The following is a 15,956-nucleotide window of genomic DNA, read 5'->3' as shown; positions in this document are numbered from 1 at the left end:
AGCGCTTTGCAGTAGCCGCCACTGGTTGCAAATGCCGCCCAGAGGTTTGCAATGAGATCAAACAAACCGGGAAGCCGCGTCATCAACTATGCGGCAGCGGTTGCTGCTCTCGTGCTTTGCGCTGATGTTTCGCATGCCGACCAGGGCGGTAGCTCGTTCTGGTTTCCGGGTCAGTTTGCGAGCCTCGTGGCCATGCAGCAGACACCGGGCTGGGCGCTCAGTGTCATCGATTACCATTCCGGCGTCGCCGCAACCGGGGGCGCTGCTGCGGCCAAAGAGATCCTGGCCGGCAAAATCCCCGCGAACGTCAACGTTAATCTAAATCTGAGTCTGAGCGGGCGGGCCGACCTGATCGCCCTTGCGCCATCGTATACTTTCACGACGGCGGTGCTTGGCGGGCAGTTGGTCGTAGGCATGTCCGGCCAGTACGGCAGAGCCGCCACCAGTATCGCCGGAACACTGACAGCGATAGCCGGACCGATTGTGATGACGCGCACCGGAATGCTCGAAGGCTCACTTACCTCCTACGGCGACCTCGCGCCATTCGCGCAACTGCTATGGAGCCATGGCGTCGACAATTACATGGCTTACGTCACGGGCAATATTCCCGTCGGCGACTATGATCCGACGCGGATTCCCAACATCGGGCTCGGGCACGGCGCGATCGACATTGGAGGCGCCTATACCTATTTCGACCCGGCGGCAGGAAACGAAATCTCGGGCGTCGCCGGCCTTACCTACAATTTCAGGAATCCTGATACCCTGTACCGGAGCGGCATCGATTTCCACTTCGACTGGGGCGCATCGCACTACCTCACCAAGCAGCTTTTCCTCGGCATTGTCGGATATGCCTACCAGCAAATCACCGACGATTCCGGCCAGAACCCGATCCTCGGTGGCTTCAGGTCACGCGTTTTCGGTGTCGGTCCGCAAATCGGGTACGGCTTCCCGGTCGCAGACATGCACGGCTCCCTTAGCCTGAGGGGATACGGCGAATTCGGTGCAGCCAACCGTCCGTCAGGATGGAATACCTGGCTGACGTTCACCATTTCCCCGTCCGCGCCTGCCGCCATAGCGCGCACGAAGCATCTGGTTGTGAAATAAACCTCGTGCCAACCGGACGTCGGCTGCGATCGGCCGATGTCTCAAATGGGTCAAAATGCGAAGGACTCAACGTAAGCACGTCGGCCTCGTTGAACGGACCTCAATGAGGCGTGTCACCACTTCGCTGATGGGCCAGACCTGGACTCATCGCCGCAGCAAACGACATGCACGAACCGCAGTGATTTACTCAATCAATCGTCGGCGCGGGCGAGTGATCGAGCACTTTGATCACCGTCTCGTACCTTGTCGGCGCGCATCGCGCTCCGTTAGTAGACACCACGCCGCACGGCACGACGCGTATGGCGGTAATCGCGACGGTCGACACGACGCGCAGTCACGCGGGCGCGCCGATACGTGTAGGCCTGCGCTTGATCAACGCTTAACTCCACGACGCCACGCGATGTAACCTGCGGCGAGACTGGAATCGTCGCCAACACCACTGCCGCAAACAGCAGCCCGACAATTGAGTAAGCCCTCATTGCACCTACTCCTATTATCTACCATGGCCGTCAATGTCGGCCACTGTCACCAGATGTCAATGAATATGTGCAGCGCATCGAGCGACATAGTTTTCGCCAAAGCTTTGCACATGACTGCTCCAGATACTCAGGCCAGCAGGAAAAGGCGTCGAGGGGAATGGTGCACTGCGTTCATGCGCGCTGCACAAATCATGGAATGCTCATGTCTCAATTGGGTCAAAAGCAGCGGTGGACGCCAAGTTGGATCGGCGTCCGGTTTGCCCCTGACAGCCGACATGACACGCGCTCAATCGACCTTCGGCTAAGGGGCCAACAAACCGCCGCTGCCGCAAATTCTAAGACGCAAATTCCTTCGTTGATTGGTCAATAGCGCTTACTCAACTAGAGCGCGCGCACATTTCCAAATTTTCCCGACTGTTGCCGCTTAGGCACATCGAATGCTAGTCGGCTCAGCTAGGTTCGAGCTGGAACGCCGGACATCCAAAAAAGAACCGGCATCGTTCGGGTGAAACGTGGATGGAGCGAGAATAATGAGGAAGATTTTGTTAAGTGGCGTGGCCTTGCTGGCAGTGAGCATGGCGGCCCCCGCGTCGGCGGCTGATATGGCGGCACGCCCCTACACCAAGGCGCCGCCGCCGGTGGTCGCTCCGATCTATGACTGGACCGGTTTCTACATCGGCGCCAACGGCGGATGGGGCCAAAGCCACAATTGCGTGGATTTCGTCACGCTCGCAGGCACAGTTGCAAGCGGTTGCCGGGATCGGTCGGGTGGCGTTGTCGGCGGGCAGGTCGGGTATCGCTGGCAATCCAATCAATTTGTGTTCGGATTGGAAGCGCAGGGCGATTGGGCCGACCTCAGCAACACACGCGTCAGCCTGTTCAACCCGACACTTTCAACCACAGTTAAGACCGACGCCATCGGTCTCTTCACGGGCCAACTCGGTTGGGCGTGGAACGCGTCACTGCTCTACGTGAAGGGCGGCGCGGCCGTAACCAGCAATCGCCTGACAATATTCGACAACACCACCGGGATCGGTCTGGTCTCGGCAGATAACACGCGCTGGGGCGGCGCGCTGGGTGTCGGCTGGGAGTATGGCTTCGCACAAAATTGGTCGGTCGGTGTTGAATACGATCATCTGTGGATGGGACATGCGAACAACTCCTTCTCCGTGGCCGATCCGCGGCTTGCGGCCGTACTCAACGACCGGATCAGCCAAGACGTGGATATGGTCACTGTGCGCTTCAACTATCGCTTCGGCGGGTATGGAAAAGCTCCTGTCGCGGCGAGATACTGATCGCTCCAGTCTGCGCAAACCAAAGCCCCGGCTCGCCGGGGCTTTTTTGCGGGCTATGTATGGCTAGCGGTTGCTGCATCTTTGCAATGTCTGAGGTGGGTGAGAGCGCCGGTTTACAGATGTTGCGGCTGCTTTCGGTCAGCCCAATAAGCCGACGATAGTTGAGCGGCCTCGAACTTCTCAGGCCGGAGTTGCTGCGAGACCGACGCATCCTCACTCTCTCGCCGGTAGGGGCGCTCGCGAGAAAGCTAACTTTGAGCGGCTCGCCCAGGAAATCGATCCCTTTGTCGCGGCGAATGGAGAGCTGGCCGGCCTAATGATATTCGCAAAGGCCTTTCCGAGCTGGGACAGCTCAAGCTCGTCGGAGGCTATCATCGACAGGTGAAGCGCGTGGTCGTCGTGACTGACAGCGAGCTCTTCAAGGCCATACCGCGGATGGCGAAGCACTTTGTCTCGGCGCAAGTTCGTCGATTTTCGTCCGATCAAAAAGCGGAGACGCTGGCGTGGCTGGAAGCGCAATGATCCATATCGGCGTGATCCGCCCATAGTGCGCCCGCCAGGACAAGCCCCGGCTCATAGGATGGAAGTATCGGGCTTCTGTTTGATCCAGATCAACCTCCCTTTGTTAAGCAGCGCTGCACTAACACGGCCTGTGGCAAGCACCGACGCAGGCGAGACGTGCCCCTCTTATCGACGATGGCCTTGAGGGCGCAGGCTTTCACTGCCGTCGCGTCACAGATGGAGCCTTCCGATGTGGATCCTGATGTACGTCTTCTCGTATTCAGTTAGTCCGGCCGCCACAAATGACAGAGCGGAATGGAGGGTCCTTCCGACCGTGGTATTCCAGGAATTTTCCAGTGAAGAGCGCTGCCTGGCAGCGAAGTCCAAACTGGAGGAGCGCTTGAAGGAGGCGGGAGCCAGGATGAGAAGCGGTTTGGAAGACTTGAAGAGCCTGGGTCAGGCTGACCCAGCGCAGATCATCATTGCCTTCAACGTCGAATGCGTACCGAAGTAGAGGCAGTGAACCACGACCGCGCCGCGCGCCAGACGGGAAGTCCTTGTCGAAAGCAACAATCGTTCGCAGGCTAGTTCTTCGACAAGTTTGGACGGGGGAAGGGAATCGAACCCTCGTATTCAGCTTGGAAGTCAGACGCGGCCGCCGGGTACGGCAAACTGTCAGAAACCATTCGGCGGTCGCAAGAAATGTAAGCGCATAGCCGTCCGATAACTGCGGGTGTCCCACGATCGCCTCAGATTGCCGCTCCAAACCTACGAAGGGTTCATTCCGGAGGCAGGCTGCCGAGTCCTGCTACCCGCTACCCGAACGCCCAGTGACGTCGTTCCTGCCGCAACACATTCGAACGTAGTACCGGGGTAAATGCAATGTTGAGAGGCACAAACATGAAATTCCTGACGGCATTGCTCGCTACAGCATTTTCACTGGGATACGCGGGCCCAAGCGATGCCGTGGTGAGGATTATCAACGATCGGGGTGGGTTGATCCAACGTTACTTCGATCGGTACGAAAACTTGAAGAACACGGGCCAGACTGTGATCATCGATGGCCTCTGCGCCTCGGCCTGTACGATCGTCCTAGCTAAGATCCCTTCGGAAAGAATCTGCGTAACTGAAAGGGCAAATCTTGCCTTCCACGCAGCCTGGGACCTGGGGGCTGGCGGACGCCAAATTACAAATCCAGAAGCCACACGAATAATGTATTCAATGTACCCGGCTCCGGTTCGGAATTGGATCGCAACGCGTGGTGGTTTGTCTCGTCACACAATCTTCCTGCGCGGCGCGAGGCTTAAGGCGATATTTCCTCCTTGCTATCTAGACGCTGCGGTTTTCCTGCGCTCGTAGTTGATCAGATGCTGGTCTAACCCAGCCGTTCCGCGCGAGGCGTTAACATATTGGCGACGAACCACTGTGCACCCTGAATGGGTATTGTGCCGCCGGCAGCGAACTTCATTCGATCATGCAATGAGGAGGACAAGGATTCAGGCGAGGGTCTGCGGGGCAGAGACTTCCTCAATTCGAGCGACCTCGTAACTTCCCAACGTCGGCATATTGCTGCGCGAACCGCCGGGCCTCCTCTGCGCATGGCTTAGGCTCAGGTACGTTTTTGCCTGGGTCGTCGTGAGAGTTGTCCGTAAATCTCACGGTATAAGGTGGTAATGGTTCAAGCCTATCCGGCCCACTGCGGATTCAACTAGGCCCTTGAGGTCAAAAACCGCCCAGTAGCCCTGAAAGGCGTGAATGAAACGCCAGCGATGAGTCCGTCGACCAGGCTACCGCAAACGCCCACACGAGCACTCCGAGCAAGTACGATACTCTGATCGCAGCGCCCGCTCGATCGATCCCGTTCAGACCGTCGTGGTGCACCCCTGCGACGAGACCTCCCTGCGCTGCGGCGTCCTCGACAGCGCCAGCGCGGGCATCATCCGACCGATCCTGGTGGGTCCGGAGGGAAAGATCAGAGACACGGCCGACACTCACGGGCTCGACATCGCGAGAATCGAAATCGTCGATGCGCCGCACAGCGAGGCGGCCGCCGCTAAGGCCGTCGAACTGATCCACGCTGCCCACGGCGAGATGCTGATGAAAGGCAGTCTGCACACCGACGAGCTGATGTGTAGCATCACGGCCAAGGCCGGCGGTCTACGCATGGACCGGGCCACAACCAGACATCGGCATCTGATCGATCACCTCGTTAGCGCGCAGTAGGAATGGTCCGAGCGAGTCGTTGAAAACGTAAAGCGCGTCCTGCGCGACCACTGAGCGACACCACGTCTCGCGGCGGCGGTGAGGCCCCCGCTCGGCCCGCGCGTGCGGCAACTCCTACCAACCACTCAACGGAAATCTACTGGTTCGCCCGTTCGGCGTCGGCGGTAGCCATGTATTTCGATTGGAAATGCGCAACCCGCTCGCGCCACATTCCGACGAACGCCCCCGATGTCAGCTTATCCACCGATTTCCACTCGGCTTTGACGGCCGGAAGGGTATTCCGCCAGATCGCGCGTTTGCACCATTTTTCGCGTTTCTCCCTCCCTTCGCTGGTGGCACACATGGATTTCCAAGCGATGCGATCGGGTTGGCTGATGTGCTCGGCGGCGCCTTCCCAGCCTTGTTGATGGATCAAGTAAAGATCACTCAAGGTCGGCTTCTTCTGCGTCACCCACTCGAACAGAATGCCTTCGGTAATGACCTTGTAAGCTGCCGCAATGGCATTGTCGCGGGGATCAAGAATCTGCCCGGAGCCGAATTTGTTGAACTCGTACTTGCTCAGTTGAAACAGGCCGATATACGACCCCGTGCGCTGCTTGGGGTCGAAACCGGACTCGATCTTGGCAACCGCTTTCATGAAATGGAAGTCCAGACCGAAAGCGTCGGAAGCGCGCTTGATCTCCTCGACCGGCGTTCCGACCGGGATGTCCTTGAGTGACTTTAAGACGATCTCCGCCGGTTTCTCGGCAGGAGGCAGTTCGGACCAGACGTAATAGATGAGATAGCGAAAATCCTGCGTCACCGGCGCCGAGTTGGAGGCATTGCGCGTTGTCGGCCCCGGTTGGGCGACATCATGGTGGCCCAAGTCCACCGATTCCTGCACGGGCGGTAAATCGGCCGACAGCATCTGCGACGGATCGGGCAACGCAGCCACGACGATCGATTCCGGCTTATCCGAAGCCGCCGTCGTGTCGGTGGCCGTCCCCGCCGCGGGTTCGGCGGCCGTCGCCACTTCGGCGCCAGCCACAGCAGCGTTCGCGACAACGGTGTTAGCGACAACGGCGTTGTCCATTGCGATTGCCTGCGGTTCATCCGCGAGCCTGGCGTTGGCGGCGAGCGATGCTGCGCGATCCTCGATTGGCACTGCGCCGATGTTCTCGGTGCCGGCCGAACCGAAGCCAGCCAGCCAGCCAACGATCCCCCCCGCGAGAACGACCGTTCCGCAAAACGTCGGCACCACTGCCGTAAATCGCCGCGGGTTCATCATCCCGTCGCTTCCAAAGGCCCCACCCGAGCAATGCTGCACAGCCAAGCACGCGACGGGTGAATTTTCGGGTCGAGACATGGCCGCGCAATGGCGCAAACCGCGGTTCATCATCTTTTCCACGAAGTGTTGCCCGCATGCAACGCGCCGGCGGCAAGCAATTGTTCTGCGACGTAAGCGTGTTGGGAAGTTTCGGACCCATGCGACGCATGCGGCTAGTTCGCGGCGAGCCGGTCATGGTGAATGTCGGACCAACAGGTGCGCTTGAGTGGCCGTAGTCGGGGATGCCGTCCCTTCGAGCGGTCTGTCGTTGACGATTTATGGGATCATCTGAGCGAACCGAACCCATTGCCCAAGATCAAAGCGTCCGTCGCAACGGCCCTCACACCGTACATTGATCGGCCCGGCGATCAGCGCGACGGCTATTGCCGATTGTCTTCTTCCGGCAGATTGGCCCCGTCATTGGAATTGGTCCAATTTTCGACCCACTGCGACCAGATTTGAAGACGAGGCTATGGTCGGTAACGCCACGCTTCTTGCGTTGGACCTCGCATGCAACTTCACTGCATGAGGCACTGAATGAGGAGGCAGACTCCAATAATAGCTTTCGCCGCTTTCATGCTCTCTACAGGGATCGCACACGCTCAGTTTCCGTTTTGGCCGCAGGACAGGTTCTGGCCAGGCCACTACGCTCCGTTCAAACACAAGCACTATCACCGGCAGACAAACTCTGGATCTGCGAAGAACGCTCGGCCTGAGGCCCCTCCGAAGGGCCCGCTCCAGATCATCATCTCGATCGCTGACCAACGGGTCTCGCTTTTTGACAACGGGGCATTGATCGCACGCTCGATGGTGTCCACGGGAACTCAGGGGCATCCTACACCCCTGGGCGTATTCAGCGTGATCAGCAAACAACGATGGCACCGCTCAAATATTTATAGCTCTGCCCCCATGCCCTACATGCAGCGCATCACCTGGTCAGGGATTGCGTTGCATGCCGGTGTCGTGCCTGGGCATCCGGCGTCACACGGCTGCATCCGTTTGAAAAATGACTTTGCCATTCGACTCTGGCATCTCACGAAGCGCGGCACGCGCGTGATCATTGCGCACCACGATGTCCAGCCGGTCGAGATAACCAGTCCGCACCTCTTTAAGCCGAAAGCAGTGTCCGGTTCGCCGGAATTTCAGGCTGCCACAGTCGTGGGTAAGAGCGTTAGCACAGCCGCGGCAACGCATGGATCACCGGTGTCCAAGACCGAGACTCCAGAAGCCACTAGTCACGTGAATCTAAAGTTCGCCACATAAAGTCCGCTGAGCTTTATAGCAGAAGCGTTTGACGGAAGCCAAAATCTGGTCTGCGGACTTGGTCCATTTGAATGGCTTCGGTTTTCTGTTGTGCAGGTCGATGAAGGTACGGATGTCGGCCTCGAGCTGCCTGACGGAGGTGTGAACACCTCGCTGGATCTGTTTTCTGGTGAGTTCAGCGAACCAGCGCTCGACCTGATTGATCCATGACGCGGAAGTCGGCGTGAAGTGGACATGATAGTGCGGCCGACGGGCGAGCCACGCTTTGATCTTAGGTGTTTTGTGGGTGGCGTAGTTGTCCATGACGAGATGGACATCGAGGCCTTCAGGAACTTGAGCATCGATCCCTTTTAAAAACTTCAAGAACTCGACTGCCCGGTGCCGCTTATAGCATTTGCCGATGACGAACCCCGAGGCGACATCGAGCGCGGCAAACAGCGAGGTCGTACCATGCCGCACATAACTGTGCGTGCGCCGTTCCGGTACGCCCGGCATCATCGGCAGGACCGGCTGCTCGCGATCCAGGGCCTGGATCTGGCTTTTCTCATCGATACTGAGGACAAGGGCTCGGTTCGGTGGGGACAGGTAAAGGCCGACGATATCGCGGACCTTGTCGACGAACAGCGGGTCGCTCGACAGCTTGAATGTCTGGCTGCGGTGCGGCTGCAGGCCGAACGCCATCCACATTCGGCGGATCGTGGTGTGGGAAAAGCCAGTTTCCTCAGCCATTGAGCGGATCGACCAGTGCGTCGCGTCGGGTGGCGTTGTACGCAATGTCCGCTCAATTACCTCAGCAACCTGATCGTCGTTGATGGTTCGAGGGCGGCCAGGGCGGGCCTCGTCAAGCAGGCCATCACAGCGATCCTTCAAAAATCGGCGACGCCACTTGCCAACGGTGTGTTCGTGGAGGCCGAGTTCGGCAGCCACGGACTTGCTTGGCAAGCCATCCGCACACCGCAGGATCGCGCGGCAGCGCTCAGATAGCGATCGGGCAACGCGATGACGACGAACTTGCCTCTCCAAGTACGCCCGCTCCTGCGGACTAAGCACCAACGGCGCGATCGGCCGGCCTCGTTCACCTGCATTCGCCACGAGCTCTCTCCTCTGTAGAGATTCGAGCTATCAACTAATGTGGCGAACTTGCGTTCCAGATGACTAGTCTCCAGGTTCCAAACTCGGCTGCCGCTGAAGGCACACCCAGAAAGATGGCCCCGATCTCCGTCTTCGTGAGTCGTAAGTTGAGCAAGCTCTTCGTGCGTCAGGGCTTCTCGCCGTTGTTTGATGTTGCGGTCAAGATCGAAAATCCGGAGGAGCCCCTTGGAACGCACGTGTTTACTGCAATGGAATTCCAGAGCGAGGGAGCGGCTATTCGCTGGACCGTCGTGTCGATTCCGGACGAATTTCCTCGCATCGAGGATGCCACAAAAGAACGCGAAGCGCCCGTGAAGCAAACCGCCCTATCGGTACCGTCTCCCGATAAAGCCAACGCTGTCCTCAACCGCATCGAAATACCGCGGGATACCGTTGAGAGGATCTCTAAACTTCTGACGCCGGCCTCTTCATTGATTATTTCCGACGACGGATTTAGCCACGAGACGGGAAAAGACACGGATTTCATCGTTGTAACGCATTGATGCGGCGGCGCAACCCACCGACATACGATGCCGCTGCGCAACCCGCTGGAATTGTTCGACCGCAAATCTGGTGCAAGATTCTTGACCTCCGCTGTCATTCGGCCTGCAATATTTAGGCTCTGACGCAATTTTGGTGCAGCTCCGATTATTCTGCACCGATTAGCCTGGCCTGAAGGAGATCGATTTTCCCGCGACCGTACATCTGCCTTCTCACGAGCTTGAGGCGGGTGATCTGACCTTCAGTCTGTCCGTTGGACCAGGGCGAAGTGATTGCCGCCCGAACCGCCGCTTCATCCTTCGTGACGCCGCTGGCGAAGGAAGTCACGAGACTGGCGCGGGCGCGGTCGATCCACGGCGTGAGCCCTGCTTCGGCTCTGCGTCGGATCATCAAGTGGAATTCGGCGATGATCTCGCGAGCCTCGACCAAGGATGGTACGCCAGCTTCGATTGCCGCGACCGTGACGGTCTCTGCTTTCGTGAGCAGATCTCCGCCGATTGTCATGAGGCGCGCGATCGTTCTGGCCGATGGAATCCGCTGAAGGTTTCGTGCGTCGGGCTTTTCAGCCCTTCGTCTGCGGGTCGCCCACTCGCTGATGACGCGGAGCGAGCCTCTGAAGCCACGCGCCGTTAAACGACGCCAAAGTTCAGCCCCGTTTCGGCAGCCGGACGCCCACTGATCGTCGAGCCACGGCAAGTGTAAGTCCAACGAACTTTGCCGGGTCCGGAAGACATCGTGTCGTTCGCCGCGAATCGCCTGCCGTACCAGCTGCCTGCTGTGACCAGTCTGACGCACGATCTGCTTGATGGGTATGCCATTCTTCGACAGAGCCAGGATAGCCGCATTGGTCTCCTCGCGGCGCAGATAACCCTCATACTGGATCCGCTCTGCGGCTGTTAGCAGCTTGGGATCAATCGTGGTCGCGCCGATCACTGTGCGTATCTGGCGCATCGATTTGCGAACGGCATCGAGGAAGGCCCGACTGGCGTTCTCCATCAGATGCCAACGATCTGCAACCTGTACCGCATGCGGTAAGGCTCTTACTGTCGCTTCGCCATATCCCCCACCACGGTCACGGGCAACGATCGCGATCGTGGGATGAGCAGCGAGCCAGGCTTGGGCAGTTGCGGGCTCCCGATCCGGGAGCAGGGTGACTACTCGGCGCCGCTCCAGGTTGCAGATGATGCTGGCGTATCTGTGGTTGCGCCGCCAGGCCCAATCATCAATGCCGATGACCCTGAGCGGATCAGCTGGCGGACGGCTACGGCGTCGGACCACGCGAAGGAACGTATCCTTGCTCACCGGCAGCATTAGCCGTTTTGCGAAGCCTGCTGCCGGTCGACCGCCAAGTGCCAGACCGAGGTGATGGACGATAGAGTCCAGCCTTGCCGTGCGTCGCGCCGACGGTGCCAGCACCCCTTCGGCGAAGCGCTCGGTGAAGATTTGGCGCCCGCATAGGACGGCGCCGCAACGGAAGCGACGAGCAATCACCAGAAGCTGTACGATCCGCCCCGAAAGGGGAAGATCAGTCACACGACGCCGGTATCGGCTATGGACGCGTCGGGAAACCGTTCCGCAAGATGGGCACAGACCAATGCTTCCCGACGCCCGGACCGCAATAACAGCCTTATCACCTTCGTAGTACGCACTCTCTACAACAAATCCACTCGGCACCAGACTGGAGCGCTGGAGTGCCTGCTGCATGGCGCTGATTCTCCCCCAAATCAAAGCGCCAGACATCCCTCGAACTGCATCAAAAGTGAGTCAGAGCCATATTTACAGGCCGATTGACAACCATTGCCCGCGCCGCACGTCGCCCCCTTCGTCGCGACGGCATTGGCGCAAGTCGAGGGAGCGCTATCGATCGGCGAAGCCCGCCTGATGGTGGGGCATCGCGATCCGCATGATGGCGTGCGCGCCGAAGTCCCGCGCGGGCTACCACTTCACTGCCGCCATCGGCTTCGATCCTTGCTTGAGGACTACGCGCCGACGATCCCGACCGGGCCAACGATCAACACACACTCGCCGGGAGAAGCTGGGCCGCGGTCTCGAACACTTCCGCAAGGAAGGCGCGAGGTTGATCCCGCCACCGACCGCGACGATCCTTACGAGGACGAAGTCTACCGGCTGTGGGCGATCAAGCAGCAGAGCAAGTGTCCGAGAGGCCCGCGTCATTTTCGTCTGCGCCGTATCCGTTTGCTGCTGAGCCGTTTGGCGTTTGCCGCCACCTTTCTTCGATACTGCTCAACAATCTTGTTTCCAGATGCGCCAGCCATCAGGCTTGTACCGGCCTTCGCCGCCGCCAAGACCTTTTCACTCACCATGCGCTGGGCTTCTCGTTGAGCCGCTTTGCCGCCGCGCATCAGCTTCGCGATCCGAAGTCCGATCACGCGATTGCTTTCTAGCCCTAGCATCATCCAGTTCCACATGGTGCGATATTCCCAGTCGTTCGAACGGCGTACCATCAGGGATGCCATCAACGGCCACGGTGTGCGCGATGTTCAATCAAACCTGCGTGGCTGGTCAACGGGCGCAATCTGCTCGCTCATTCCCTCCTGAGCCCGCCTCGGCAACACACGTCACCAACGGACTAGCAAGAGTTCCTTCACCTTCACTCACGGATACATCCGAATGGGCGATAGCCGAAGATCACTTGATGCTGAAGAGTGAGACCGCTGCTGCTGGGGGCCAAACGGGGATGTCCGATGGGTGCGGCAGGCTCGCGCTTTGCGCACATGAAGAGAAGTCTCCGCGTTCGGGCGGTCGTTGTCGGCGTTCTGGAGGAGTTGCCGTTTATCTGCCCGGTGGCGGTCGCGATCGGCTCGCTGATCATGATCGGCATCACGCTCTATATGGATTGGTCCCAGTGAGCGGGAAGTGACGAGCGATCTTACCATGGCGGCTTCTGCAACTGACCGATCTCGAATTGCGTCGGTATTCAAATGCAGGTCAGCATTGGTGGCTTGAGCCTCAGTCCGGAAGCTGGGGATATGTCCCCTTGGGTTCTACCAGAACGAGCGAGTAGCTCATTCGAGAGACGACCAGAACACTCACGCCACCACCGCGCCCCTCAAGGAGGCCCCTCGACACAAGGCAGCTCAAACTCTTCAAGTAGCAGACGATCAGAGCCAGACTGTGCCACGGGCGGAGCGGCCATCCCGCTTTCGCTTTTGTGACGCTTTAGCCACGCTTACCGGTGAGGACCTGATCTTGAAACGTAGGAGAGTACGTCATGCCGCCGACCGATCAGTCGCGAAATCATGTTGGCGAACTGAACGAGAGAAAGAATTGCGAGAAATTCCAAAATCATTTCGAAAAGCCTCCGGGTTCGAAAATTCGCTGTTGTAAAACACGCCCCAGCCCGGAGACCGCAAATCTAGAACTGTTTGTTGCGGCGTAAACGCAAAATGGAACAGTTCAACGAAGAACAATAAATCAGTTGCCTTTCGGCAACAGCATGAGGAGATTGCAGCGTTCTCGAAAACACGCTTTCATTGCCGCGACGTGCTCGGCTTCACTGCGCGACGATTGCCGCCGCTCCCGCCGCAGGTATCGCAAGTAAGCCACGCGGCTCTGATCTAGCGGGAAGCCGTCACCTTGCCGCCTTGCCGATGTAGGCCCGGCTGCAATCGAGGTGCAGCGTCATTGGCCCGACGCGCTGACGGTCGTAGCCCTTTGGCGATGAGGGCAATCAACGGTGACGGTCTCGGACATCAGCCATTCCTGTTGCGCCGCGCCGCTTTTGAAGGATCGTCGATCTTAGCGTCGCCCTCATTGTGCCGTCTATCGCTTGAGGAAATGACGGCGTCTCAAGACCAGAATTGGTCCTCCCGCTGCTCATCGCCTTGATACTCGCGGAAGTCGGTCGCCTTTCCGTTCTTCATCTGCCAGACGTGGATCTCCGGAAACGACGCGGACAGCCCGTTTCGTTCTGCGTTCACGGTAACCAAGGCGACAACGAGATCGTCTTCAGCCAGCACATTGTGCACATCCATGCTGAACGCGCCTCCCGAAAGCTCCATCGTGCGTTGAAAGAAGCCTCCGACCTGATCGTGACCGGTATAGTCGCCTGATAGGGGACTATGACCGGGAACGTGCCATGTGATGCCGGCGTCGAAAACCGCGAAAACCGAGGGGATGCTTCCTATCGCAAAGTCTTCGTAGGCCTTGCGGATAATCACCGAATTCAAATCGCCCATTGTTGTCTCCCCTAAAAGGGTTAGCACTCCTACGGGACTAATCGTAGTCACGGTGAAGTACAAAGCCCGAATATAGCAACCAATCGGTCGCCTCGAAATGTCTCCTCTTGGGCCCAGCGTCATTTTCATACGGAGCGAAAGTTCGTCGCTGTCAGGCCAAGGCGGACGTTCGCCTTCGCCTGCAACTGCAACAACGGTTTTTCTCGCAGCAAATATCCAGACCTCCCGGCGTCGCGCGGTCCCCGCGTTTTCTACACGCCTCACAGGACCCGGACGACCTCGCGCAACTCCGTTCAATCCGAACGTGGCAGGCGCAAAGAGCGGCGACGGCGGAGCGGCGATGAGGCACACGATGGGCTGTAAGCTTGGCGCGCGCGCCGAGATCTTCGCAAGGCGCTCGGGCGCGGCCTCGATCACTTCCGCAGCGAAGGCGCGAAGCTGATCCCGCCGCCGACAGAGCGGGACGCCTACGAGGCCGAAGCCTATCGGCTGTGGGCGATCAAGCAGCAGGGCAAGTGACCGCGACCTAGTGCAACGATATGTCCGGTGTTGGATGGCGATCTCAACTGATCGACGCAACACTTTATCTTAGAGGAAAAGATGGAGTGTTGGATGGAACGGAGATTTCATAGAGGTTTCACTGCGGCAGAAAAGACGGAGTTATGGGACCGGTGGAAGCGCGGGGAGTCACTGAAGGCGATCGGGCGAGCTTTTGGTAAGCAGTCATCGTCGATCTATTTTCTAGTTGCTCCGCATGGAGGGTTTCGTCCTGCGGAGCGGCGTCGCTCCAGGCTGGCATTGACGCTTGCGGAACGCGAGGTGATTTCCAGAGGCGTTACGGCACATCAATCGGCCCGGTCGATCGCCAAATTACTTGGCCGCTCCCCATCGACGGTGAGCCGGGAAATGAGCCGCAATGGCGGCTATGACCGCTACCGGGCGACACTTGCGGACGAGAATGCCTGGGCACGATCCCGTCGTCCAAAATGTTGTAAGCTGGCGACCAATCCGCGGCTTCGGCAGGCAGCGGCAAGGAAGCTCAGATTAGATTGGTCACCCGAGCAGATAGCCGGTTGGCTGAAGAGAACGTATCCTGAAGACGAGTGTAATCAGGTGTCACACGAGACCATCTACCGCAGCCTGTTTGTCCAAGCGCGTGGCGTGCTCAAGAAAGAGCTGCTTAGTCATCTTCGATCGAGGCGTTCGATGCGCCGCTCTAGGCCGGTTGATCCGAATGGCGATAGACGGGGACACATGAAGGATGCCGTCTCAATCCGTCAGCGACCGGCTGCGGTTGAAGATAGGGCTGTGCCTGGCCATTGGGAGGGCGATCTGTTGTCCGGGCCGAACAACACCTACATCGCGACCTTGGTCGAGCGTCAAACGCGTTACGTGATGTTGGCCAGGGTGGCAGGCAAGGACACCCGGACTGTAGTCAACGCGCTCATCAAGCAGGCGAAGAAGCTACCTAAAGAGCTGTATAAGTCCCTGACCTGGGACCGGGGCAAGGAACTGACGGATCATCGGCGCTTTACGATGGCGACCAACATCGATGTCTATTTTTGCGACCCGCAAAGCCCGTGGCAGCGCGGGTCGAACGAGAATACCAATGGCCTGCTCAGACAGTACTTTCCAAAGGGCACCGACTTGTCGGTGCATTCGCAAGCCCATCTGAACAAAGTGGCTCGTCAGCTAAACGAACGACCACGTGAGACCTTGCAATTTGAAACGCCAGCAGAGAGATTTAATGCCTGTGTTGCGTCGACCGGTTGAGCCGGCCGATGGAAACCGGAAGTAGTCAGCGCAGGGTCAAAACGACGCGAATGACCCCAAGCGGACTTCTGTTGATTTAGATCAACATGAGCGGCGCGAGACTTCGTTTTCTTGCGTCCTTGTAGTAGCAGCCCTCTCCAGATCCCTGTAGATCAGCATCAAGGACAACCTCGATGAGATG

Annotated in this window: 14 protein-coding genes and 1 pseudogene; 10 read left to right on the top strand and 5 right to left on the bottom strand. The window is 58.6% G+C overall.

Annotated elements, in window-relative coordinates; genetic code table 11:
• The first annotated feature begins 51 nt into the window (after positions 1-51).
• The 6 genes and pseudogenes from AB7531_RS12080 to AB7531_RS12055 form a co-directional block, all read left to right on the top strand.
• Positions 52-1,104 carry a SphA family protein gene (locus AB7531_RS12080; protein ID WP_063981889.1) on the top strand — a complete coding sequence of 351 codons (1,053 nt, stop codon included), beginning with the start codon at positions 52-54 and terminating at the stop codon, positions 1,102-1,104.
• Between the two features lie 1,009 nt (positions 1,105-2,113).
• Positions 2,114-2,878 (top strand): outer membrane protein, encoded by a 765-nt coding sequence (locus tag AB7531_RS12075; RefSeq protein WP_038953383.1) that lies wholly within the window; start codon positions 2,114-2,116, stop codon positions 2,876-2,878.
• Between the two features lie 321 nt (positions 2,879-3,199).
• Positions 3,200-3,400, top strand: a complete 201-nt coding sequence (locus AB7531_RS12070) for an STAS/SEC14 domain-containing protein (protein WP_084795026.1) — start codon at positions 3,200-3,202, stop codon at positions 3,398-3,400.
• Between the two features lie 229 nt (positions 3,401-3,629).
• Positions 3,630-3,893, top strand: a complete 264-nt coding sequence (locus AB7531_RS12065; protein WP_038945657.1) for a hypothetical protein — start codon at positions 3,630-3,632, stop codon at positions 3,891-3,893.
• A gap of 386 nt (positions 3,894-4,279) precedes the next feature.
• Positions 4,280-4,738: a hypothetical protein gene (locus AB7531_RS12060; protein ID WP_084795345.1), complete on the top strand. Its 459-nt coding sequence runs from the start codon at positions 4,280-4,282 to the stop codon at positions 4,736-4,738.
• A gap of 472 nt (positions 4,739-5,210) precedes the next feature.
• A pseudogene (locus AB7531_RS12055) lies at positions 5,211-5,551 on the top strand (phosphate acetyltransferase); the annotation flags it as partial.
• Between the two features lie 187 nt (positions 5,552-5,738).
• Here the strand turns inward: AB7531_RS12055 and AB7531_RS12050 are convergent.
• On the bottom strand, positions 5,739-6,980 hold the full coding sequence (locus AB7531_RS12050) for a transglycosylase (protein WP_245328642.1): 1,242 nt from the start codon (positions 6,978-6,980) through the stop codon (positions 5,739-5,741).
• 465 nt (positions 6,981-7,445) lie between these two features.
• Here AB7531_RS12050 and AB7531_RS12045 point away from each other — a divergent pair, with 465 nt between their 5' ends.
• On the top strand, positions 7,446-8,171 hold the full coding sequence (locus tag AB7531_RS12045) for a L,D-transpeptidase family protein (RefSeq protein ID WP_371497583.1): 726 nt from the start codon (positions 7,446-7,448) through the stop codon (positions 8,169-8,171).
• On the opposite strand, the gene AB7531_RS12040 is transcribed toward AB7531_RS12045, so the two are convergent.
• Complete coding sequence (locus tag AB7531_RS12040) at positions 8,154-9,263, bottom strand: IS630 family transposase (protein ID WP_231142782.1); 1,110 nt, start codon at positions 9,261-9,263, stop codon at positions 8,154-8,156. The genes AB7531_RS12045 and AB7531_RS12040 overlap by 18 nt on opposite strands.
• Before the next feature lie 146 nt (positions 9,264-9,409).
• On the opposite strand from AB7531_RS12040, the gene AB7531_RS12035 reads away from it, so the two are divergent.
• Entirely contained in the window at positions 9,410-9,805 is a 396-nt protein-coding gene (locus tag AB7531_RS12035) for a hypothetical protein (RefSeq protein ID WP_224580655.1), read from the top strand.
• 145 nt (positions 9,806-9,950) lie between these two features.
• Here the strand turns inward: AB7531_RS12035 and AB7531_RS12030 are convergent, their stop codons facing one another.
• A complete protein-coding gene (locus tag AB7531_RS12030) occupies positions 9,951-11,507 on the bottom strand; it encodes an ISL3 family transposase (protein WP_231142784.1) in 1,557 nt (518 codons plus the stop codon).
• Between the two features lie 467 nt (positions 11,508-11,974).
• Positions 11,975-12,232 carry a hypothetical protein gene (locus AB7531_RS12025; RefSeq protein ID WP_028154361.1) on the bottom strand — a complete coding sequence of 86 codons (258 nt, stop codon included), beginning with the start codon at positions 12,230-12,232 and terminating at the stop codon, positions 11,975-11,977.
• A gap of 306 nt (positions 12,233-12,538) precedes the next feature.
• On the opposite strand from AB7531_RS12025, the gene AB7531_RS12020 reads away from it, so the two are divergent.
• Positions 12,539-12,673 carry a hypothetical protein gene (locus AB7531_RS12020; RefSeq protein ID WP_256376473.1) on the top strand — a complete coding sequence of 45 codons (135 nt, stop codon included), beginning with the start codon at positions 12,539-12,541 and terminating at the stop codon, positions 12,671-12,673.
• A 939-nt stretch (positions 12,674-13,612) separates the two neighbouring features.
• On the opposite strand, the gene AB7531_RS12015 is transcribed toward AB7531_RS12020, so the two are convergent.
• Positions 13,613-14,002 (bottom strand): nuclear transport factor 2 family protein, encoded by a 390-nt coding sequence (locus tag AB7531_RS12015; protein ID WP_157790253.1) that lies wholly within the window; start codon positions 14,000-14,002, stop codon positions 13,613-13,615.
• 612 nt (positions 14,003-14,614) lie between these two features.
• On the opposite strand from AB7531_RS12015, the gene AB7531_RS12010 reads away from it, so the two are divergent.
• Positions 14,615-15,775 (top strand): IS30 family transposase, encoded by a 1,161-nt coding sequence (locus tag AB7531_RS12010; RefSeq protein WP_063986193.1) that lies wholly within the window; start codon positions 14,615-14,617, stop codon positions 15,773-15,775.
• The last annotated feature ends 181 nt before the right edge of the window (positions 15,776-15,956 follow it).

This window comes from Bradyrhizobium sp. 63_E2_N1_3, from assembly GCF_052076005.1.
Taxonomy (GTDB): Bacteria; Pseudomonadota; Alphaproteobacteria; order Rhizobiales; family Xanthobacteraceae; genus Bradyrhizobium; species Bradyrhizobium barranii.
Note: the sequence above shows the minus strand (reverse complement) of the source record. Positions and strands in the feature narration are given on the sequence as shown.